The 20,074-nt window shown below is 73.2% G+C and carries 20 protein-coding genes; 3 read left to right on the forward strand and 17 right to left on the reverse strand.

Annotated features, from left to right (window positions below; translation table 11 throughout):
* The first annotated feature begins 8 nt into the window (after window positions 1-8).
* Window positions 9-1,703, forward strand: coding sequence for an LCP family protein (locus tag IE195_RS03300; protein ID WP_191267847.1), 1,695 nt, complete (start codon window positions 9-11; stop codon window positions 1,701-1,703).
* 272 nt (window positions 1,704-1,975) lie between these two features.
* On the opposite strand, the gene IE195_RS03305 is transcribed toward IE195_RS03300, so the two are convergent.
* Together IE195_RS03305 and IE195_RS03310 are read right to left on the reverse strand one after the other, a co-directional pair.
* A complete protein-coding gene (locus IE195_RS03305; protein WP_191267848.1) occupies window positions 1,976-2,977 on the reverse strand; it encodes a hypothetical protein in 1,002 nt (333 codons plus the stop codon).
* A 370-nt stretch (window positions 2,978-3,347) separates the two neighbouring features.
* Window positions 3,348-4,166 carry a prolipoprotein diacylglyceryl transferase gene (locus IE195_RS03310; RefSeq protein ID WP_191267849.1) on the reverse strand — a complete coding sequence of 273 codons (819 nt, stop codon included), beginning with the start codon at window positions 4,164-4,166 and terminating at the stop codon, window positions 3,348-3,350.
* A gap of 315 nt (window positions 4,167-4,481) precedes the next feature.
* On the opposite strand from IE195_RS03310, the gene IE195_RS03315 reads away from it, so the two are divergent.
* Entirely contained in the window at window positions 4,482-6,212 is a 1,731-nt protein-coding gene (locus tag IE195_RS03315; RefSeq protein WP_191267850.1) for a GAF domain-containing sensor histidine kinase, read from the forward strand.
* Window positions 6,213-6,282: 70 nt separating this feature from the next.
* Here the strand turns inward: IE195_RS03315 and IE195_RS03320 are convergent, their stop codons facing one another.
* The gene (locus IE195_RS03320; protein WP_225942580.1) at window positions 6,283-7,692 is read right to left on the reverse strand and encodes an MFS transporter; all 1,410 of its coding nucleotides are present in this window, start codon (window positions 7,690-7,692) and stop codon (window positions 6,283-6,285) included.
* Window positions 7,693-7,727: 35 nt separating this feature from the next.
* Window positions 7,728-8,924 (reverse strand): M20 metallopeptidase family protein, encoded by a 1,197-nt coding sequence (locus IE195_RS03325; RefSeq protein ID WP_191267851.1) that lies wholly within the window; start codon window positions 8,922-8,924, stop codon window positions 7,728-7,730.
* A 115-nt stretch (window positions 8,925-9,039) separates the two neighbouring features.
* On the opposite strand from IE195_RS03325, the gene IE195_RS03330 reads away from it, so the two are divergent.
* Entirely contained in the window at window positions 9,040-10,080 is a 1,041-nt protein-coding gene (locus tag IE195_RS03330) for an Lrp/AsnC family transcriptional regulator (RefSeq protein ID WP_191267852.1), read from the forward strand.
* Window positions 10,081-10,208: 128 nt separating this feature from the next.
* Here IE195_RS03330 and IE195_RS03335 read toward each other — a convergent pair whose 3' ends face one another.
* The 13 genes from IE195_RS03335 to IE195_RS03395 all read right to left on the reverse strand — a co-directional run bounded on the left by IE195_RS03335 (window position 10,209) and on the right by IE195_RS03395 (window position 19,901).
* Window positions 10,209-11,123: a DMT family transporter gene (locus IE195_RS03335; RefSeq protein WP_191267853.1), complete on the reverse strand. Its 915-nt coding sequence runs from the start codon at window positions 11,121-11,123 to the stop codon at window positions 10,209-10,211.
* A 135-nt stretch (window positions 11,124-11,258) separates the two neighbouring features.
* Window positions 11,259-11,765, reverse strand: coding sequence for a hypothetical protein (locus IE195_RS03340; RefSeq protein WP_225942582.1), 507 nt, complete (start codon window positions 11,763-11,765; stop codon window positions 11,259-11,261).
* A 159-nt stretch (window positions 11,766-11,924) separates the two neighbouring features.
* On the reverse strand, window positions 11,925-12,956 hold the full coding sequence (locus IE195_RS03345; RefSeq protein WP_191267854.1) for an ABC transporter ATP-binding protein: 1,032 nt from the start codon (window positions 12,954-12,956) through the stop codon (window positions 11,925-11,927).
* 3 nt (window positions 12,957-12,959) lie between these two features.
* A complete protein-coding gene (locus IE195_RS03350; protein WP_373295625.1) occupies window positions 12,960-13,853 on the reverse strand; it encodes an ABC transporter permease in 894 nt (297 codons plus the stop codon).
* Window positions 13,846-14,646: an ABC transporter permease gene (locus IE195_RS03355; RefSeq protein WP_191267855.1), complete on the reverse strand. Its 801-nt coding sequence runs from the start codon at window positions 14,644-14,646 to the stop codon at window positions 13,846-13,848. The genes IE195_RS03350 and IE195_RS03355 overlap by 8 nt, the downstream gene beginning before the upstream one ends.
* A 143-nt stretch (window positions 14,647-14,789) precedes the next feature.
* Complete coding sequence (locus IE195_RS03360) at window positions 14,790-14,945, reverse strand: hypothetical protein (protein WP_191267856.1); 156 nt, start codon at window positions 14,943-14,945, stop codon at window positions 14,790-14,792.
* A gap of 62 nt (window positions 14,946-15,007) precedes the next feature.
* Window positions 15,008-15,772 (reverse strand): SDR family oxidoreductase, encoded by a 765-nt coding sequence (locus IE195_RS03365; protein WP_191267857.1) that lies wholly within the window; start codon window positions 15,770-15,772, stop codon window positions 15,008-15,010.
* Between the two features lie 223 nt (window positions 15,773-15,995).
* Entirely contained in the window at window positions 15,996-16,622 is a 627-nt protein-coding gene (gene dhaL, locus IE195_RS03370; RefSeq protein WP_191267858.1) for a dihydroxyacetone kinase subunit DhaL, read from the reverse strand.
* Between the two features lie 14 nt (window positions 16,623-16,636).
* Window positions 16,637-17,632, reverse strand: a complete 996-nt coding sequence (locus IE195_RS03375) for a dihydroxyacetone kinase subunit DhaK (RefSeq protein WP_191267859.1) — start codon at window positions 17,630-17,632, stop codon at window positions 16,637-16,639.
* A 285-nt stretch (window positions 17,633-17,917) separates the two neighbouring features.
* Window positions 17,918-18,526: a hypothetical protein gene (locus IE195_RS03380; RefSeq protein ID WP_191267860.1), complete on the reverse strand. Its 609-nt coding sequence runs from the start codon at window positions 18,524-18,526 to the stop codon at window positions 17,918-17,920.
* Window positions 18,523-19,167: a DUF6286 domain-containing protein gene (locus IE195_RS03385; RefSeq protein ID WP_191267861.1), complete on the reverse strand. Its 645-nt coding sequence runs from the start codon at window positions 19,165-19,167 to the stop codon at window positions 18,523-18,525. The genes IE195_RS03380 and IE195_RS03385 overlap by 4 nt, the downstream gene beginning before the upstream one ends.
* The gene (locus tag IE195_RS03390) at window positions 19,161-19,346 is read right to left on the reverse strand and encodes a hypothetical protein (RefSeq protein ID WP_191267862.1); all 186 of its coding nucleotides are present in this window, start codon (window positions 19,344-19,346) and stop codon (window positions 19,161-19,163) included. Before IE195_RS03390 ends, IE195_RS03385 begins: the two co-directional genes overlap by 7 nt.
* Before the next feature lie 36 nt (window positions 19,347-19,382).
* Window positions 19,383-19,901 carry an Asp23/Gls24 family envelope stress response protein gene (locus IE195_RS03395; RefSeq protein WP_191267863.1) on the reverse strand — a complete coding sequence of 173 codons (519 nt, stop codon included), beginning with the start codon at window positions 19,899-19,901 and terminating at the stop codon, window positions 19,383-19,385.
* Between the last annotated feature and the right edge of the window lie 173 nt (window positions 19,902-20,074).

Consider the following 20,074-nt stretch of genomic DNA (forward strand, 5'->3'; position numbering starts at 1 on the left):
TTGTCACTATGCCCGCTGACGAGAACCCCGCCGATCCCGGCACGGACCACACACCAGACCAGACCCCCGAGTATCCTCCCCGGACCGAGAGCGCCGGGGAGGGTGCCGCCGAGCCCGACACCGGACGGGCCGCCGACGAGGGGGTGAACCCCGGGGCCGAGACCCCTGAGGAGGATGCGGGACGGTCCTCCGCCGAGGGCCCCGACCGGGACGACGCACCCCCCGCGGACGGGGAGGACTCCCCGGAGACCGTGGTCATCGACACCGGGGTGCCGGTCGAGACCACCGCGGACACCGCAGCCGCGGACACAGCGGGTGCCGAAAGCCCCGCGGACACCGGGGCCGGGACGGAGTCCGACCGGGACACGGCACCCGCCGCCGCAACCGCTGCGGACGCCGCGGCCGGAGCGGGTGCCGGAGCAGGGACGGACCCGGACGAGGCGGGCGCCGGGACCGCCGCGGTCGAGGACGGCGCCGCGGGGGACCGAACCCCGGAGGCCGACGCCGGGCCCGCCGGGAAGAAGCACAGACGGGGCCGCCTGCGCAGGGTCGCCCTGTGGACCTCCGCGACCCTGGCCCTGGTCATGTGCGCCGGCGTGGCCACCGCCTACGGCTACTACCACTACCTGCGCTCCGACATGGTGCAGCACGACATCGGTGCGCTGCTCAACGAGGAGGAGCGTCCGGACAGGCTCAACGACGCGGTGAACATCCTCTTCATCGGCTCGGACGGGTACGAGGAGGACAGCCCCGCCTACTCCACGGAGTTCGAGGGCGAGCGGTCCGACTCCCTGATGCTGGCGCACATCTCGCCGGACAACCGGGCCTCGGTGATCAGCTTCCCGCGTGACTCCCTCGTCCAGCTCCCGGAGTGCGACGCCTACGGTGAGGCCCAGGGGACCTACGGTTACTTCGGCATGATCAACGCCGCGATGTACCACGGCGGACCTCCCTGCGTCGTGCGGACCATCGAAACCCTCACGGACATCCGGGTCGACCACTTCGTCCACCTGAGCTTCGCGAGCTTCCGGGACGTGGTGGACGCCATCGGCGGTGTGGACATGTGCATTCCCGAACCGATGCAGGACCGCCGCGCCAAGCTGGACCTCGAAGCCGGCGAGCAGACCCTGGACGGGAACGAGGCGCTGTCCTTCGTCCGCGCCCGGTACGACATCGGTGACGGCGGCGACATGGGGCGCATCGACCGGCAGCAGATGTTCCTCGCCGCGCTCGCGGACCAGGCGACCAGCAGCGACGTACTCACGAGCCCGAGCAAGCTCAACGGCATCCTCCAGGCGGTGGTGCGGCACAGCGCCACCGACCGGGAGCTGACCCTGGACCGGATGCTGTCCGTGGCGGTCACGATGGCCGACGTGGACCTGGCCGACATCGAGTTCCACACCGTGCCCTGGTACCAGGCGCCCTACGATCCCAACCGGGTCATGTGGAACGAGGCGGAGGCCGCCGAGCTGTTCTCCGCGGTGCGCGAGGACCGCAGCCTGCCCGAACTGCTCGCCGCCGACGACGCGTCCGCCCCGCAGGAGCCGCCGACGGCCGAGCCGACCCCGGCGGACTCGGAGGCTGCCGTCGGAGAGGGCGATGCCGTGCCGGACACGCCCGCCCGACCGGGCGTGGGCCGGGACGCCACGTCCGACCCCTGCCAGGACGGTCTCGGTTTCGGCACCGGCGAGAACGACTGGTAGCCGGACCCGACCGACGCCACGGGCCCCCGCCGCGCGAATGCGGCGGGGGCCCGTGCTGTCCGTTGCGGCAGAGGGCCCGCGCTCCCGGGACCGGGGGTGTCGTCACGGCCCCGGGAGGGGGCGGCTGCCTCGGGCGGCGGGGTCTCTGCCGTCCCGCCGGTACGCGCCGGGGAACCCCCACAGTCCCCTGGCGCCCCAGTCGACGGGGGTGGTCCCGCGCACCGCCCGAGGCGGTGTGCGCCCGCCGGTCGTGGCGGGCGCACGTTCTGGGGTCAGGACATGTTCGGCAGGTCCTCACCCAGCAGGTCACCGGTGGGCAGTTCCCCGGCGAGGGGCAGCTGCTCCACCGGCAGCAGGTCACCGGTGGGCAGGTCGTCGGCGGGCAGTTCCCCGGCCAGGGGCAGCTGCTCGGTGCCGACCTCGGGGGCACCCAGCTCCGGCAGGCCCTGGACGTCGACCAGGTCGCCGCCGGGGGTCTGCGGCAGCAGCCCGCCCTCCAGCTCCGTCCCGGCACCGCTCATCGGCAGGGTGTCGTTGACGTCGCTGGGCAGCAGGGTGGTGAGCCCGCCGGTCAGGTCGGCGTTCTCGCCCGCGTCGAGACCGACCGGGTCGCTCATCGGAACGGTCTCGCCGACCTGGGCGAGGTCGATGTCGTCCAGGCCCACCAGCTCGGGGTTGGCCTCGTGGAGACCGCTGCCGACACGGTCGCCCAGCTCGACGGCGGTGTCGTTGACGACGTCCGTGCTCTGCTCCAGGGGGAGCGGCGACCCGGGGTGGCTCAACGGCAGGGTCTGGCCGCCACCGTTCAGGCCCAGGCCGTCGAGCAGGCCCGTCCCGCCCAGCAGGGTGGAGACCGGGTCGACCGACCCGCTGCTGAGCGGCAGGGTCTCGGCGGCGCTGTCCAGCTCCAGCGGTCCGACGCCGGTGGAGTTCTCCTCACCGGTCTGGAGCGGAGCGTCCGCGGAGATGCTGTCGCTGGAGACGGTGTCGCCGACCACGTGGCCGAGGGGGCCGTCGTCCTGGCCGGACTGGTGCTGCAGCTCGGGCTGGGCGGAGAGCTCGCCGGGCTGGACCTTGACCAGGTCGCCGACGGGCGAGGTGACGCCATCGGTCAGGGTGGACGGAACCTGGCTGCCCAGGTCGCCCAGGGGGAGGCCCTCCGTGGCACCGCCGAGCGCGTCAGCCCCTGCGACACCGGCGCCGAGGGCGACGAATCCGGCGGCGCCGGCGGCCACCAGCAGGGTCCGGGCGGAGGTACGGGCGGTGTGGAACATGGAATGTCCTTCCGGAGTGTGTGTTCGGTTCGGGGGCGCGACGGAGCGGGTGTCGTGCCCCGTTCAGCGGTCCGGGTCCCTGGCCAGGGGCTCCGGGCCTGATGGTCGTACGGGTGAGCTCTCCGGCCGGTGAACCCCGCCGCCCCTGGTGGGAGCGGGTCGGGTTCGGGCCGGATCCAGTCGGTCGGTCTGGCGGACCACCGGCTGACGTGAACCTCGCGAACGAGGTGCGGGGCTCACGTCAACCCCCAGGTGTCACTGGGTACGGGTGTCGCTGGGAGGGCGCCGGTCGAAGGGGCGCGCGGGAAGCGGACGCGTGCGGCGCGCGCGGCTCGGGGCCTGCGGGGCGGGACGCGTGTCCGGTGGTGCGCTAGTCCGGGGAGAAGGTCGGCTCGTCCGCGGAGTCGGCGGGGGCCGAGCGCAGGACGTGCCGGGCGGCCTCGAACAGGCCGGGGGCGGGGGCCGGGGATCCGGCGGTCTGCAGGTAGCCGGCGACCGCGGGTGCGGCGCCGCCGCCGACGGCAGAGGTGCCGTTGGCCACGGTGGTGACCGTCTCGGCCCCGCGGGGTCCGGTGTCGACGGTTCCGCCGCGTTCGCGGGTACCGGTCTCCTCGGCGGAGGGGTCGGTCTGCGGACGCGCCGTGACGGGGGCCTCGTCCGCGATCCGCTCGTCCGCCGCCGACTTCTCGGGCTGCGCGGCGGCCCCCTGCTCCCGGCGGGGCTCGGCGGGGGCGTCCTCGCCGTCGCCGACCGGGGCGGGTGCGGTGACCTGATCGGGGTCGGGGATGACGGCCTCGGGCAGGTTCCCGGGACGCGGCAGGGAGGTGTCCCGGACCGTTTCACGGACCTGCTGGACGGGTTCGGCCGCTTCGGTCTCGACCGCCCGGGCGGTCTCGGCTGCTCCGTCCAGCGCCCTGTCGGCCTGCCTCGCGGCTTGGTCGCCCACGGCGGTGACCGCTCCGCTGATAGAACCGCCGAGCGTCTCGGCGCTTTCAACGACGGTGTCGCCGGGTAGGGCGTTCCCGGTGACGGGTACCTCCTCGGCATGCGCCGGGATCGCGGCGGCGAGCCACACGGTGAACAGGATTCCGGCGAGCAGGCCGGCGAGCAGCAGGGCCCGGCGGAGTGCTTCCGGCCACACGGCGGGACGGACGCCGATGGCGCCGACCGTACCGTGGTATCCAGACACCGGGAGGTTTCCTTCCGCTGTGGGAGCGAGTCCGCCCCGGCGAAGTGCCGAGGAGCGACAACATCAGGTGTGCGTGCGAATAGCACCGGAAAACAGGGGTTACATGCGCTGGACGCGAGGTCAGAGAGGCCTTCGTGCGCCGACTGACCGTGACGTTAGCATGAATTGCCGAGCCGCCGCCCCCGATTCCCGGGGAATTTCCGGGCTCTCGGACAAGCTTCCTAGCAGCCAGATGTGGCAAACCGGGAAAAAACCAACGACAATTCAACTATTAGCCCTCAACCCCTCAACGGCTCTGCGGAGGTTGACCCACACATGACCGAGATCCCCCAGAGCCACCGGTTGTCCCCCAGGCCCCTGGAGGAGCTCCTCTCCGAGGTGCACTCCCAGATGAACCCGGGGCTTTCCGCCCAGGGGAGGGTGCACTCCCTGCTCCAGGCGGTCCTGGCCATCGGTGGTGATCTGGATCTGGCGACCGTGCTGCGCCGGCTCACGGAGGCCGCCGCGCACCTGGCGGAGGCCAGGTTCGCCGGGCTGGGCGTGATCGGTGAGGACGGGAGCTTCACCGAGTTCATCCCGGTCGGTCTCTCCCGGGCGCAGGCCGAGCGGATCGGCCGTTTCCCGCACGGCAAGGGGGTGTTGGGCGCGCCCCTGTACGAACGGACCGCGCTGCGCCTGGCCGACCTGCGCGACCACCCGGACTTCGGCGGTTTCCCCGAGGGGCACCCCGCGATGTCGAGTTTCCTCGGCGTGCCGATCCAGGTGCGCGGCGAGATATTCGGCAACCTCTACCTGACGGAGAAGGAGAACGGCGGGGAGTTCGACGAGGAGGACGAAACCATCGTCACCGCGTTGGCCACCGCCGCGGGCGTGGCGATCGAGAACGCCCGCCTGTACGAGGAGACCCGGCTGCGCGAGCGGTGGCTGGGCGCCTCCACCGAGATCACCACCCGGCTGCTGTCGGGAGCCGACACCGACGAGGTGCTGGCGTTCATGGCGGCCCAGGCAAGGGAGATCGGCGGTGCGGACACGGCGGTGGTGATGCTGCCGGACCCGCACGCGCGCGGGCACCTGTTCGCGGAGTTCGCGGACGGCCCCATCGCCCAGGAGATCCTGGGGACCCCGGTGGAGATCCACGACTCCGTCTGCGGGCTGGTCTATGAGACGGGTGAGGCCACCGCCCTGCCCGACCTGCGGCTGGCCAACTGCCCGATGCTCACCCACCGGGGTTACGGCCCCGGTCTGCTGGTTCCCCTGGGAACTCCCGGGAACACCCGGGGGGTACTGCTGCTCGGCAAGCTCTCCGACCGGGCGCCGTTCGACGAGAACGTGCGGCGCATGCTGCACGCCTTCTCCGTGCAGGCGGGGGTGGCCCTGGAACTGGCCGAGACACGGCGGGACAGCGAGCGGATCGTGGTGCTGGAGGAGCGGGACCGGATCGCCAAGGACCTGCACGACGTGGTGATCCAACGGTTGTTCGCCTCCGCGATGACCCTGATGAGCACGGTCCGGCTGATCGGCTCCACGGAGGCCGAGGAGCGGGTCCAGAGCACCATCGACGAACTGGACGGCACGATCCGGGAGATCCGGTCGACCATCTTCGACCTCCAGAACCCGCCGAGCAGACGGGACACGTCGCTGCGCGGGAGGATCCTGCGGCTGGCGGAGAGCACCGCGCACAGCCTGGGGTGCCACCCGGGGGTGAGCCTGGACGGGCCGATCGACGCGTCGGTCCCGGACGAGGTGGGCGAACAGCTGCTGGCGGTCCTGGGCGAGGGTCTGACCAACGTCGCCCGGCACGCCCGGGCCACGGAGGTGCACGTCTCGGTGACGGTGGAGGAGAGGTCCGCGACCGGACGGCCCACCACCCTGGCGCTCACCGTCACCGACAACGGGGTGGGGCTTCCCGAGGAGGGGCGCCGGAGCGGTCTGCGCAACCTGGACCAGCGCGCCCGGGCCCTGGGCGGCGTGTTCAGCGCCGGCCGGGGCCCCGGCGGCGGCACCGTGCTCGTGTGGAAGGTCCCGGTCGAGGACCCCGCGGCCTGAGCGGGCTCGGGAGGCCGGGGGGCACCACGCGCGACGGGCCCGGCCCCGCGGGGCCGGGCCCGTCGACCGCTCAGGCCGAGGCCTTCCGGGCCCTTCCGGCCACGAAGGCCGTGGCCAGGGAGAGCACCGCGACACCCCACCAGACCCCCTGGTAGGCCAGGAGCGCGGGTTCGTCGGTCCCGGCCGTCAGGAAGTAGCCGAGGACACCGGCGGAGACCGCCCCGCCGACGCTCCCGCCGAGTGTCTTGAGGTTGTTGAACACCGCGGAGGCGCTCCCCGCCCGGTCCGCCGCGCTGGCCTCGACCACCAGGGTCGGCAGCGCGCCCAACGCCATCCCGCAGCCCAGCCCGACCAGTGTGAACAGGCCCAGGAACAGCGGGAGCAGCTGCCACGCGAACGCCATGCCGGTGAGCCCTCCGGCGATCAGCGAGAACGCGACGAAGACCGTGCGCCGGTAACCGAGCCGTCCCGCGACGGCCGCGATGGTGCTGGCCCCGACGAAGGCCGTCGCCGACGGCAGGATCACCGCCAGGGCGAGGGCCATCACCCCCAGCCCGAACCCGTATCCGACGTCCTCCGGCGAGGCCGACAGGTAGAGCACGATGCCGCTCTGGCCGCCGAGCAGCACCACGCCCAGGACCGCCCCGGCGAAGTAGTGGGGCGCGACGGCGGCGGAGGCGACGCCCGCCACGTCCACGAGGGGGTGCTCCGTACGCAGTTCCAGCCGCACCCACACCGCGAACAGCACCGCTGCCGCCACGAGCCCGCCGAGGAACAGCGGTGAGGTCCAGCCCCAGGTGTTGCCCTGGGAGATCGAACCCAGCAGAGCGACCAGGGCGAGGCCGAGGAGGACCCCGCCGCGCCAGTCCATACCGCCCTCGGCCCTGTTCCGGGACTCGGGGATCCGGAAGTACGACAGGGCCAGGCAGGCGACCGCGAGCGCCGCGAGGAGGGCCAGGGTCACCCGGACGTCGCCGACCAGGCCCTGCACCATCCCGGCGACCAGGGCTCCCAGGAGGGATCCGAGGGTGAGCGAACCCACCAGCATGCCGATGGCCCGGCGGCTCTGTTCGGGTGAGAGGCGGTCCCGCACCAGGCCGATCTCCAGGGGGAGCAGTGCGGCGAGCGGGCCGAGCAGGGCCCGGCCGACCAGCAGCACCGTCAGGTCGGGCGCGAGGGCCACGACCACGCTGCCGACGGTGATGAACAGCAGTGCCACCCGCAGCATCCGCCGGTACCCGTACAGGTCGCCCAACCGCCCGAAGATCGGGACGCTCACGGCCGCCGCCAGGTACTGGACGGCGTGCACCCAGTGGAGTTGGGCACTGGGGACGCCCAGTTCCGACTGGATGGAGGGGAGCAGGGGGTTGGTGGCGCCCTGGAGCAGCCCGCTGGTCAGTTCGAAGAAGACCAGCAGGCCGACCACGGCGACCACTCCCGTCACCGTGTGCTCGGCGGTCCCGGGACTGCGCTCACTCAATGGTCGCGCCCTTCTGTGCGTGGGGGATCGGGGGTTCAGACGGTGCGGGCCAGGCGGCGTACCGCGAGTTCGGCCAGGAGGGCGGCCTGCCGGGGCAGGACGGCGTCGTCGTAGTGGGCGTCCGGTGAGTGGTTGGCCGGTGCCGTGACCGGATCGGTCCACTCCGGGGCGGCGCCGAGCATGAGCATCGCCCCCGGTACCTCGCGCAGCACGAACGAGAAGTCCTCGGAGCCGGAGGCGGGCACCGGCGAGACGAACCCGCTCTGCGCACCGAACAGGTCGTGCACGGTCTCCATCGCGAAGACGGCTTCGGTGTCGTCGTTGACGGTGGGCGGGTACTGGACGTCGTAGTCGACCTCCGCGGTCAGCCCGTGCGCCTGCGCGATGCCCTTGACCAGGGCGGGGAGGCGTTCCTGGAGCACCGCGTGGTTGGTCTCGGAGAAGCTGCGGACCGTCGCGTCGAACTCGGCGCTGGCGGCGAGGATGTTGTTCTGCGAACCCGCGCTGAGCCTGCCGACGGTGACGACGACGGGGTCGAAGACGTCGTAGGTGCGGGTGACGTGGTTCTGGAGGGCGGTGACCATCTCGCAGGTGGCGGGGACCGGGTCCTTGCCGTGGTGCGGGGACGAGCCGTGCCCGCCGACCCCGTGCACGGTCACCCCCATGGCGTCCGAGGCGCTCATGACCACGCCCGACTTGGTGGCGAGCACACCGTGCGGGACCAGGTTCGAGGCGACGTGGATGGCATAGGCGGCGTCCAGGGGCTTGCCCGCAGCGTCCAGGACGCCCTCCTCGATCATCCTGGGGGCGCCGCTGAACCCCTCCTCGCCGGGCTGGAACATGAACACGACGTCGCCGTGCAGTTCCTCGCGCATCTCGCAGAGGATCCTGGCGGCGCCGACCAGGCCGGCGACGTGCATGTCGTGTCCGCAGGCGTGCATGCGGCCGTCGATGGTGGAGGCGTAGTCGACCTCGGCGGTCTCCTGGAGCGGAAGGGCGTCCATGTCGCCTCGGAGCAGGACCGCGCCGCCGGGCCTGCCGCCCCGGAGGACGGCGGTCACCGAGGTGAGTCCCTGTCCGAGCGTGAGTTCCAGCGGCAGGCCGTCGAGGGCCGCGAGGATCCGGTCCTGGGTGAGGGGCAGGTCCAGTCCGAGTTCGGGCTCGCGGTGCAGGGCCCGGCGCAGCTCCACCATCTCCTCGCGGAACTTCTCCGCCCGATCGACCATCAGCATCCTGACCTGCCCTTCTCTCGTGTGCTTCGCAGGACAGAATGGGGTGGAGAGCCAGGAAGTGGACGAAAAAAGCAGGAAATTCGCAAAACTGGAGCAACAGGTGCAGACAAACCGCATGCTTGACGACGTGGACCAGCAGCTCGTCCACGCCCTCCAGATCTCGCCCCGGGCCGATTGGTCGCTGATCGGTGACGTGCTCGGCATCGACGCGGTGACCGCCGCCCGGCGCTGGCAGCGGATGTCGGAGTCGGGTTCGGCCTGGGTGAGCGTGGCACCCGGTACGGGGTTGAGCGGGCAGGGGAAGGGCTGTCTGGCGTTCGTTGAGGTGGACTGCGTGAGCGGGGCCCTGCTCGACGTCGCCCGGGCCTTCACCTCGCTCCCCTACGTGGTCACGGTCGAACACGTCACCGGCGACCGGGACCTGCTGCTGACGGTGATGATGGAGGACGTGGGGACGCTGTCCCGATGGGTCGTGGGATACCTGGACACGATGGAGGGCATCCGTTCCAGCCGCACCCACGTGGCCGGGGCGGTGTTCACCGAGGGCAGCCGGTGGCGGCTGCGCGCTCTGGACCCCAAACAGGTGGACCGGATCGCACAGGACGTGCCCGCGCTCGAACCGGCGGGCGAACCGGACGCCCTGGACCGGCGGTTGATGGTGGCGCTCTCCGTCGACGGGCGCGCGTCCTACACGGACCTGGCCCGGACCTGTGGCAGTTCACCGGACACCGTGCGCCGCAGGGTCCGCCGCATGTTCGCCTCCCGTGTCGTGCAGGCCCGCTGCGAGGTGTCCCGGCCGCTGTCGGAGTGGCCGGTCGCGGTGATCGTGTGGGCGCAGCTGCCGCCGGACGGGATCACCGCGGCGGCCCAGCGGATCAGCAGTATGCGCGAGGTCCGGTCGTGTGCGGGGGTGACCGGCCGCCACAACCTGATGGTGGCGGCGTGGAGCCGTTCGGTGGAGGACGCCCAGCGGTTCGAGGCCGAACTCGTGCGCACCGCACCGCAGCTCGTGGTGGGCGACAGGTCGATCGCCCTGTGGCCGATGAAGCTCAGCGGGCACCTGCTCGACCAGCACGGTTTCCGGACCGGGATGGTTCCCGTCGACCCGTGGGAGGTGGACACCGGACACGGGTCACGAGACGCGACGCAGCCGTGACGAAACTACGCAACGAAAGCAACCCCGCTCGGAGCGGCGGTCCCGGCGGTGCGGGGTGAAACGTTTGCCGCTGCGGCCGGGAGCCGTCCACAGGCTGTGGACGGCCGGCCGGGCGCCGACGGGCGCGCTCAGGAGCGGGGGTCCGGCTCCGGGGCGCGCCGAGCGGCCTGCGCGGCGTCGGCGGAGGGGACGGTCAGCAGGCGGATCCCGTAGGCCGCGACGAACGCGCACACCAGGGCGATGGCGCCGCCCGCCCAACCGCCCGCATAGGACTCACCCATGAACGAGACCCCCACGATCGCCGCCGCGACCGGGTTGGCCAGCGTCGTGACGCCCAGCGGAGCCCCCAGGTCGACCCCCTGGTAGGCGGCCTGGGCGAGGAAGAGCCCGAGGACCGCGATCACCGGGGCGGCCAGCGCCGACGGATGCGCTATCCCGGCCGACACCCCCTCCCCGAAGGCCCACACGGCGGTCTTCACGGCCGCCGAGGAGACCCCGAAGGCCACACCGGCGGCCGCTGCCAGCAGGTAACTGCGCCAGGCCGGTGACGGAACCCGGCCCGCTCCCCAGGCGACGGCGGCGAGCAGGGCGACGGTCCCGGCGCCCACGAGCACCGAGTCCTCGGCGGACAGCACCCCGCCCCGACCTCCGGTGACCGTGACCGCGAGCAGGGCCCCGAGCGCCACCGTCGTGTAGGCGGTGCCGCGCCACTCCGCCCGGGTCACCCGGCGGTGCGCGAGCCTGGCCGACCAGGGAACGCCGAAGATCAGCACCAGGACGCCGAGGGGCTGCACCACGGTCAGCGGCGCGAAGCTGACCGCGGCCACCTGGAAGCCGGCGCGTCCCCCGTTGAACACCAGGGACACCCACCAGAGCGGGTGTCGGAGCAGCGACCCCAGTTGACCGCGTCCGGTCAGTGGTTCGGTGATACGGACTGCGAGCCTGCGCTGGGCCACGGCGGCGGCCGTGTAGGCGGCGCAGGACAGAACACCGAAGGTGATTCCGAGCCACACCTCGTAGGACGAAGCGGTCATATCGACCATCCTCCCGGACCCTTCCCGCCCTGGGCAACGGGGGCCGGGAGCCCGGTGGCGGGCCTGGTCAGGGGAGACACGGAGGCGATCGGGTTCCGGCCGGTGCGCGTTACGCGCGGACGGTGCGGGCCCGGCCGGTGCGCGTTACGCGAGGGCGGCGCGGGAGAGGGATGCCCCGGCGTGCCGGAGGTCCCGGGCGGCGACCGCGCCCCGGGCCCCGCGGAAGTACCGGTTGGCTCCGGGCAGGAAGGCCGACACCGTCGCCACCACCACGGCTCCGACGTAGACGAGCGTGTGCGCGACCCGGATGAGGAGGACGGCCCCGTGGCCCTCGTAGCCCAGTCCGACGAACACCCCGAACCCGGACAACACCCCGAGCCCCATGGAGACCAGCACACTCGCGAGCCCCACCCCGGTCATGAGCACCACCAGGGTGATCCGCGCCCACCCGTGTCCCCGGGAGAACCAGGCGACCAGGAGCGCGGAGAAGGTGTAGAGCAGCCCGCGCGTGACCAGGGCGAGCCACGGCACGGCCCCGCCCCCGGCCAGACCGGGGGCGACGGCGAGGGAGGTCTCGGTGATCCCGGCCGCGATCGCCACCGACCACAGGATCGTGGCCCAACGCACCGGGCTCGGAAGGGTTCTGTCCATACGACCCAGGTTCGCGCGCGGGGGCGGCCTTTTCCATGGTGGTGATACCACCACCTTCCGGGGTGCGCGCTCCCTGTCCCGCACGTTCCCGCCCCGGGGCCCGGGCCACCGGCCTCGCGCCCGCCCGGGACCGCGGTGTCCGGCCCCGGGCGGGCCGGGTCACGGCGCGCGGCCCCCTCGGTACAGGGCGGACACCACCCCCTCGATGTCGGGTTCGCGCAGGGTCAGGTCGGCCACCTCGTGTTGCCGGGTGACTGCCGCGATCACCCGGGCCGGGTTGTCCGCCAGCTCCAGCCACTGGCGCGGGCCGTCCACCCGTACCGCGGTGGCGCCCGCCACCTCGATCGCGGGCGCCGGGGCCACCAGGTCGACCACCAGCACCCGCGGGGTCGGGACGGTGGCGCGCAGCTCGGTCAGGCCCCCGTCGAAGGCCAGACGGCCGTGGTCGATCACCATCACCCGGTCGCACAGCCGTTCCACGTCGCCGAGGTCGTGCGTGGTGATGAGGATGGTGGTGCCCCGCTCCCGGTTGACCCGCAGCAGGAACTCGCGGATGGTCGACTTGCTGACCACGTCCAGCCCGATGGTCGGCTCGTCCAGCACCAGCAGGCGCGGGGCGTGCAGCAGTGCGGCGGTGAGGTCCCCGCGCATCCGCTGGCCCAGGCTGAGCTGGCGTACCGGGGTACCCAGGAACGGCCCGAGCTCCAGGAGTTCGGTGAGTTCGGCCAGACGCTCGGCGTGCACGGCGGCGGGCACCCGGTACAGGTGCCGGGTGAGGGTGAGGCTGTCGCGCAGCGGCAGGTCCCACCACAGGGTGGTGCGCTGGCCGAACACGACCCCGATCTCCCGTGCCAGGCGGGTGCGCTGCCGGGACGGTTCCATCCCGGCGACCCGCACGCTGCCCGAGGTCGGGGTGAGGATACCGGTGAGCATCTTCATGGTGCTGGACTTCCCGGCGCCGTTGGGGCCCAGGTAGCCGACGATCTCCCCGGGCCGGACGGTGAAGGTCACGTCCCGGACGGCGCTGACGGTGCGCCTGGTCCTGCGGAGGAACCGGCCCTCGGAGCGGACGAAGTCGCGGCCGAGCCCGACCGCCTCGATGATCGGCCCGCCTTCCCCGTCGGCGGCGGTCTCGCCCGCTGTGCGCTCACGGGTGGCGGTCCCGTCGGCGGTGCTCTCGTGGGTGGGCATCGGTCAGCTCCCGGTGGATCGGTAGTGGCGCAGGCCTAGCCGCCAGACCAGGGCGGCCGCCAGGGCGAGGACGACGGCGACGAGGGGGCCGAGGAAACGCAGGACCCCGGGGAGGCCGGTGGGGTCGGGCCGGTCCAGGAGGTAGAGCGCGGGCTGCCAGCTCACGAAGGCCAGCGGGACCACGAAGGTCACCGCCCGGACCAGGCTCCGGCCGTAGATGGCGACGGGGTACTCGGTGAGCGCCTGCCCGCCGTAGGTGAGCGAGTTCGCGGCCTGTCGGGCGTCGAGCACGAAGAACTGGAGGCAGCCGCCGAGCAGCCACACCGAACAGCAGATGACGACCCCGGACACCACCAGGACGGGAAGCATCAGCACCCGCCCGGCGGTCCAGTCGACATCGCACACGACCAGCACGAACACCAGCACGATCAGCGCGGGGACGGCCTTGCCGAGACGGCGCGGGGAGAACTGGTCGGTGGCCAGCTGGACGAGCGGCGGGACCGGGCGGACCAGCATCGTGTCGAAGCTGCCCGAGCGGATGTGCTCGCCCAGCCGCTCCACCGACCCCATCAGGAAGTCGGCGGTGCCGAAGGCCGTGGCGGCCAGCGCGTAGACGAGCAGGCCCTCGTACACCGAGAAACCGGCCAGGGTCCCGGCGTGGCCGAACACCACTGCGACGGCGCCCATCTCCGCCAGCGAGCTGAGCGCCACGCCGAAGGTGAGCAGGGACAGCGCCATCGGGTACTGGGCGACCGCGCGGCACCAGGTCCAGGCGAGCAGGACGTAGGCGCGCAGGGCCCGGCGCACCTCCCGGAGGAAACCGTCGCGCGGGCCGGGACGGGGCGGGCGCGGGGGGCGTGGCGCCTCCGGGGCGTTCGCGGGGAGGAGGTCAGCCACCCTGGACCACCACCCTGCGCATGGCCAGGGTGGTCAGCCGGGCGGCGAGGGCGAGCAGCACGGCCGCCCACCCCGCCTGCAACAGCAGCCCGCCGTACACGCTCCCGCCCGGCAGGGTGTCCTTACCGAGGAGGACCTCCGCGGGGATCTGCACCATCGACGCCCACGGCAGCAGCCGCAGGACCTCGGCGGCGGGGGCGGGGAAGAGGGTGAGCGGGAGCAGCATTCCGGCGGCTACCGGTCCGACCGGGCCCATGACCGCCCACACGCCCCGGGTGTCCATCAGCCAGAAGCCCACCACCGAGTACAGGTAGCGCAACGCGAAACCCACCACCGTGGCCAGGGCGAACGACAGCAGGGTGAGCGCCCAGCGCAGGGCGTCGCCGGGCAGGGCGAGCGTGAACAGGAGCGCGCCGACCGCGAAGGTGGGCACGCTGCGGAAGAGGAGGTCGAAGGTGGCGCGGCCCAGGTCCTGCGCCAGCCACCAGCCGAGCAGGGAGACGGGGCGGAGCAGGTCGGTGCCGACGGCGCCGGTGCGGATGCGCTCGCTGAGTTCGAGGGCCGGTCCCATGATGGCGAGGGGCGCGATGAGGGCCTGGGCGACGTACACCTGGGTGACGGCGTCGGCGGCGTCGTAGCCGTTGATCTCCGGGCGGGCCGCGAACAGGGCGAGCAGCACCATGGCGTTGATGACGCCGAAGACCGAGTTGGTGAGGATTCCGGCGACGGCGGCCGCACGGTAGGTCGAGTAGCGGCGCAGCCCGCGGGCGTACACCGCGCAGTGGACACGCACGGGCGTGGCTCCCTGGCAGGTGGAGAACGTGCAGAAGGGTCCGGTCTCCGTCACGAGGGGCCCGGGAGGGCTTCGGGAGGGACACGGGTCCGGCACGTCCCTGGGCCACGGGGCCAGGTCCGGGTCGCCGCGAGGAAGCGACGTTAGCACAGGGCGCGGGCGGACGGGGCGGGTTCGGTGCAGCCGGTGGGGTCGGGGTGGGTGGGCAGCACGCAGCGGGCGGGGCGCAGGCTCCCCCGTGTCGACGGTAGGCCGCCGGAGTGCTCCGGGGCCAGGTCGGTGTGTCGACCTGTGGACAACTCGACCCGACCGACTCCACCCGTGCGGCTCGACCCGGCTGGTCGGCCCCGCCCGGGACTGCTCAGCCGCGCCCGGCGAAGGGCATCTCCCGGGCCATCACGGTGACGGTCGGGACGTTCACGTCCGTGGGCAGGGAGACGATGTGCGCGATGGTGTCGGCGACGTGGACGGCGTCGATGGTGGGCTCGGGGCGCACCGAGCCGTCGGCCTGGCGGGCGTTGGCCCCGAACCCGGCGGTCATAGCGGTGGCGGCGTTGCCCACGTCGATCTGGGTGCAGGCGATCCCGTACCCGCGCAGGTCCAGGTTCATGGAGGCGGTGAGCCCGCTGACGGCGTGCTTGCTCACCGTGTACGCCACGCTCGACGGCCGGGGCGCGTGCGCGGAGACGGAGCCGTTGTTGATGATCCGCCCGCCCCGGGGTTCCTGCTCCTTCATCATCCGCGCGGCCTCACGGGCGCAGTTCAGCGAACCGGTGACGTTGGTGTCCAGGACCTCGCGCCAGTCCTCGTCCCCGATCTCGTCCACCGACGCCGCGGGACCGAACACCCCGGCGTTGTTGAAGAGCACGTCCACCCGGCCGAAGCGTTCGCGGACCAGTCCGAACAGTGCCCGGACCGACTCGGCGGAGGTCACGTCCGCCTCCGCCACCGTGGCCCCGGGGCTCCCGTCCGCGGTCTCCGCCAGGCTCTCCCTGCGGCGACCGGCCAGGACCACCGAGTGGCCGTCCCCGAGCAGCCGCCGCGCGGTCACCCGTCCGATCCCGGCGCCCGCCCCGGTGATCACGATGACCTTGTGGTCGTTCGCGGTGTTCCCGGCAGTGTCCACGGTCGGCTCCCTCGTTCGTCCCAGCCTTCGGCCCGGCAGGGAGGAGACTACCGATAGCGGTTGCCGAGCCGTCCACCGGACCGTGGGCGGACCGCATCCGATCCGCTTCCGTCCGGCCGAGCCGGGTGCCGGACCAGCACAGAGCCGGGGCCTCCCCGCGCCGGGGCGGCGGGACGACCCCTTTCGCGCTCCGTACCGGGGCCGGAGCGGCCCGGCAAGCCCCTCAGGCCCCCTCCGCCGCCTCGAAGAACCACGCCACCGAGACCGCCCCCGGGTCGAGCACCTCCTGCACCCGCTCCCCCAGGTAGCTGGCGCGGCCGCGGTGGGCGATCATGCCGCTGGTCGAGTCGGCTCCGGCCCGTGCGGCGCGGGCCGCCCCGCGCACGGCCTCCCGCCAGGAGTGCGTCTCGGCCGAGGTGAGCGCCTCGGCGGCCGGGGCCATCGCGTCCACCATGGTCTTGTGCCCCACCTCGGCCTTGCCGAGCCGGCGCACCGCGCCGGTCGCCGTTTCGAAGGCCCTCCCCAGGTCGGCCACGCTCCAGGGCGCCGACGGCCCGGCCCCCAGCCGCCCGAACCACAGCCCGAACAGCGGGCCGCTCGTCCCGCCGGAGGCCAGGAAGGCGTCCGAAACGGCCTGGAAGACCTCCGCCGGATCCTGCGCGCCGCTCTCCTCCAGACCCGTGCGGGCCCGTTTGAGCGCCGAGCTGATGTTCCAGCCGAAGTCGCCGTCACCGGCCTGTCTGTCGAGTTCGGTGAGCTCGTCCGCGTCCGCGACCACCCGGTCGGCGAAGGCCAGCAGCCAGGCCCTGGCCCGCGCTCCGGTGAGTTCCGTCCCGTTGCTTGCCGACATCTGCACTCCTTCGCTCACCAGACCAGCGCGGGGGTCCGCACCGGTGCGTCCCAGAACTTCACGAGGTCGTCGGTCAGCACGGTGAGCGTGATCGACAGCCCCTTCATGTCCAGCGAGGTCACGTACGGGCCGACCAGGGTCCGGGCGACGCTCACCCCCAGCCCGTCGAGGACCCGGCGGGTCTCGCGGGCCGCCACCCCGAGCTCCAGTCCGTGGGTGGCGCCGAGCCCGTTGACGATCGCGAGCACGGAGTCCCCGCGTTTGGCCCCCACCGACTCCACCAGCGGGCCGACCAGGCTCTCCACCAGGTCCGCGGCCTCCGTGACCGGGCGGGTCTCGATACCGCGTTCACCGTGGATCCCCACGCCGAACTCCATCTCGCCGGGTTCCAGCTCGAAGGAGCGCCTCCCCGTCATCGGGTTGGTGCAGGCCTCGAAGGCCACGCTGAGCGTCGCCGACCGCGCCACCACGTCCTGGCCGAGCGCCCGCACCTCGGCGACGGGCGCCCCGGCCTCCGCGGCCGCCCCGCACACCTTCTCCACCGCGACCACGGCGGCGGTCCCCCGGCGGCCGGGGCCGCCCTCGTCCTGGCTCTGGGTGGCGAGGTCGTCGTCCACCAGCACCTGTTCGACCCGGTGCGTCTCGGCGAGGAGTTCGGCGGCGATGGAGAAGTTGAGGACGTCGCCGGTGTAGTTCTTGACGATCATCACCGTGCCCTCACCGGTGTCGACGGCCCGGATCGCCGCGCGCACCTGGAGGGCGGTGGGGCTGGCGAACACGTCTCCGGGCACCGCGGCGTCGAGCATGCCGGGCCCGACGAAACCGGTGTGCAGCGGTTCGTGCCCCGAACCGCCGCCGGACAGCAGGGCGGTCTTGCCCGCGGCGGGCACCCGCCGGGTGACGAACAAGGGGTCTGTGTGCACGTCGACCAGGCCGCCGTGGGCTTCGACGAGCCCCTCCAGCGCCTGTTCGACCAGGGTCTCGCGTTCGTTCATGAAGAACCGGCTCATACCGCCTCCTGGGGTCGGATCCCTCGGCCGGGCACCGCGCGACGGACAGGGCGCGTGTCCCATCCCCCTGCCTACCCAGTTCCGGCCGCTCGACCGTCCGGGGCGACACCTGTGGACGACGGCTGCGGAGCGCACCGCCCGGTTGGGCGCCGCGCGGTCCAGGGGCCGAGGAGGGGTCAGGGGTGTGTTCGGACGGGGGCGGGGGCCTTCCGGGCCCTCCCCAGCGGCCCGGGGCCCGCACCGCCCCCGTCGCTCAACCCGAACCCGCGCGGGTGTGCCGCGGGTTCAGGCGAGTCTGCGGCCGGACGGCTGCCCGGAGACCGAGATGCGCAGCACCGTCGGCAGCCGGTCCAGGTCCAGGGAGAGGCGCAGCCGGGCGAGCGCGTCGTCGCGGCACCGCTGCCACACGGCGACGGGGTCGGCGTCCTCGGTGAGGACGAGGTCCACCAGCAGACAGGGCTCGCGCGGGGACTCGGTCAGTTGGGCCCGCCCCCTGTACACACCCGGGTACTTGACGACCTCCCTGGTCAGGGCTTTGCAGGCGGCGCGGGCGAGGACGTCGGTGCGGCCCCGGTCCCCCTCGTCGAGGCGGAGCTCGGGCACCCGGGCGGAGCGCCCCTGCACGAGCAGCCAGCGCAGGGCCAGCAGAACCACCCCCACGGACAGCACCGCGGCGGCGTACGGGACCCACGGCGCGGCCAGCAGTGGGGCGATCCGCTCCCCCGCCGTTCTGGGCGCCTGCCCAGGGCTCCCCGAGGCGAGGAGGTGGAAGGGGCCGTGCACCAGCAGGGGCACGGCCGAGCCGGCAGCCAGCAGCAGCACGCCGACCAGGGCCAGCCCCTGCCGGTTGCCCCGGGCCGTCCGGCGTGCGGCACGGTGCGGGTAGCGCCTCACCGGAGCCCCACCTTCGCCTGGCGGATCCGCACGCGCACGCGTACCGGACGGGCGGGCCCGAGTTCGAGGAGGCGCTCCCGGACCCCGTCCTCCACTCGCGTCCGCAGTCCGGCGTCGGCGGGCTCGGGGGCGCGGACCGTGATCCGGACGGTGCGGCCCCGCGTCCGGGCGCGGGCCCCGGCGACACCGTCCACCTCGCGGGCGGTGCTTTCGGCCATCCGGCGCAGCCCTCGCCGGGAGAGGCCGATGACCAGGTCCCGGTCGTCGGTGCGCAGCACCATGTGGCTGCCCCTGCCCGGAATGAGTGCGGTGAGCAGCAGGTACAGGCCGACGACGGCGGTCGCCGCGGAGGCGATGACCATCTCGGGCCCGCCCCAGCGGGCACCGATGGTCGGTTCGGGGACCCGTTCCAGCGGGACGCCCCGCAGCGGGGCCCCGACCAGCGCGGCGATCACCCCGGCGGCGGCCACCCCGGCGACCAGCACGGTGACGGTGCTGACCAGGACGGCGGTGGTCGACCGCCGGGGACGGAAGGTGCGGACCGCGACGCGGTGGGCGGAGCGCGCCTCGGGGCCGGACACGGTCGGCCCCGGCGTCCCCGGACCGGGCGCCGTCGGGTTGGGGGCTGCCGTGCTCACCATCGCGCGCCCCCGTCCTGGCGGGCGAAGAGGGTGGCCAGGTCCGTCTCCCCGGCGTAGGCGCGGCCCGCCAGGAACCCGGCGGCGCCGAGGACCAGGACGAGGAGGAAGGCGCCGAACCCGCCGAAGTAGGCCACCAGGCCGAGGAGGGACCCGTAGGCCAGGCCGGTGATCGACCACATCGTTCGTACTCCTTACTGCTGTGGGGGAGGGGCGCGTCAGCGGACACGGGGCTCGGCCGGTGCCTCCTGGGCTTCGTCGTCCGGGAGGTGGATGTCGTCGACGGTCACGTTGACCTCGGTGACCTCCAGGCCGGTCATCCGCTCCACACCGGCGGTGACGTTGCGGCGGACCACCGCGGCGAGGTCGGGGATGGAGACGCCGTACTCGACGACCAGGTTGATGTCGACGGCGGTCTGGGTCCGGCCGACCTCCACGGAGACGCCGCGGGCGGCGGCGTTGGTGGAGGTGGAACCGGGGATGCGCTCGCGGACGGCGTCGAAGGCGCGTGCCGCTCCCCCGCCCATCCGGTGGACGCCGCGGACCTCGCGGGCGGCCATTCCGGAGATCTTGGCGACGACGTGGTCGGCGATGTCGGTGCGGCCGTTGTCCTCGGACCGGTCGGTGCGGGCGAGGTCGGTGCGGGCGAGGTCGGTGCGGTTGGAGGACTCGTCGCTGCGGGCGGACGGGGCCTGGTGGATGTCGGTGTGCGCGCTCGCGGTGTTCCTGGCTGCCATGGGGTGCTCCTGTGGTCCGTGCGGACTGGTCTGCGCGGCCCCCTGTTCGGGCCGTCGTGTGGAGGACACGTGGGAGGGGGGTCGGCTCACGCAGGAATCCATGTGACCTGGAACACGTTTACCGATCGTGAGTCTGCTACTTAATGTAGTTAACTACTTACGACATGTAGTTA

Origin of the sequence: Nocardiopsis terrae, from assembly GCF_014651695.1 — a bacterium.
Lineage (GTDB): Bacteria > Actinomycetota > Actinomycetes > Streptosporangiales > Streptosporangiaceae > Nocardiopsis > Nocardiopsis terrae.

What these genes read in the sequence shown, in the direction of transcription:
- IE195_RS03300 (WP_191267847.1), top strand. Translation starts at nt 9, where the DNA reads ATGCCCGCTGACGAGAACCCCGCCGATCCCGGCACGGACCACACACCA.
- IE195_RS03305 (WP_191267848.1), bottom strand. Translation starts at nt 2,977, where the DNA reads ATGTTCCACACCGCCCGTACCTCCGCCCGGACCCTGCTGGTGGCCGCC.
- IE195_RS03315 (WP_191267850.1), top strand. Translation starts at nt 4,482, where the DNA reads ATGACCGAGATCCCCCAGAGCCACCGGTTGTCCCCCAGGCCCCTGGAG.
- IE195_RS03325 (WP_191267851.1), bottom strand. Translation starts at nt 8,924, where the DNA reads ATGCTGATGGTCGATCGGGCGGAGAAGTTCCGCGAGGAGATGGTGGAG.
- IE195_RS03330 (WP_191267852.1), top strand. Translation starts at nt 9,040, where the DNA reads ATGCTTGACGACGTGGACCAGCAGCTCGTCCACGCCCTCCAGATCTCG.
- IE195_RS03335 (WP_191267853.1), bottom strand. Translation starts at nt 11,123, where the DNA reads ATGGTCGATATGACCGCTTCGTCCTACGAGGTGTGGCTCGGAATCACC.
- IE195_RS03340 (WP_225942582.1), bottom strand. Translation starts at nt 11,765, where the DNA reads ATGGACAGAACCCTTCCGAGCCCGGTGCGTTGGGCCACGATCCTGTGG.
- IE195_RS03345 (WP_191267854.1), bottom strand. Translation starts at nt 12,956, where the DNA reads ATGCCCACCCACGAGAGCACCGCCGACGGGACCGCCACCCGTGAGCGC.
- dhaL (WP_191267858.1), bottom strand. Translation starts at nt 16,622, where the DNA reads ATGTCGGCAAGCAACGGGACGGAACTCACCGGAGCGCGGGCCAGGGCC.
- IE195_RS03375 (WP_191267859.1), bottom strand. Translation starts at nt 17,632, where the DNA reads ATGAGCCGGTTCTTCATGAACGAACGCGAGACCCTGGTCGAACAGGCG.
- IE195_RS03385 (WP_191267861.1), bottom strand. Translation starts at nt 19,167, where the DNA reads ATGGTGAGCACGGCAGCCCCCAACCCGACGGCGCCCGGTCCGGGGACG.
- IE195_RS03390 (WP_191267862.1), bottom strand. Translation starts at nt 19,346, where the DNA reads ATGTGGTCGATCACCGGCCTGGCCTACGGGTCCCTCCTCGGCCTGGTG.
- IE195_RS03395 (WP_191267863.1), bottom strand. Translation starts at nt 19,901, where the DNA reads ATGGCAGCCAGGAACACCGCGAGCGCGCACACCGACATCCACCAGGCC.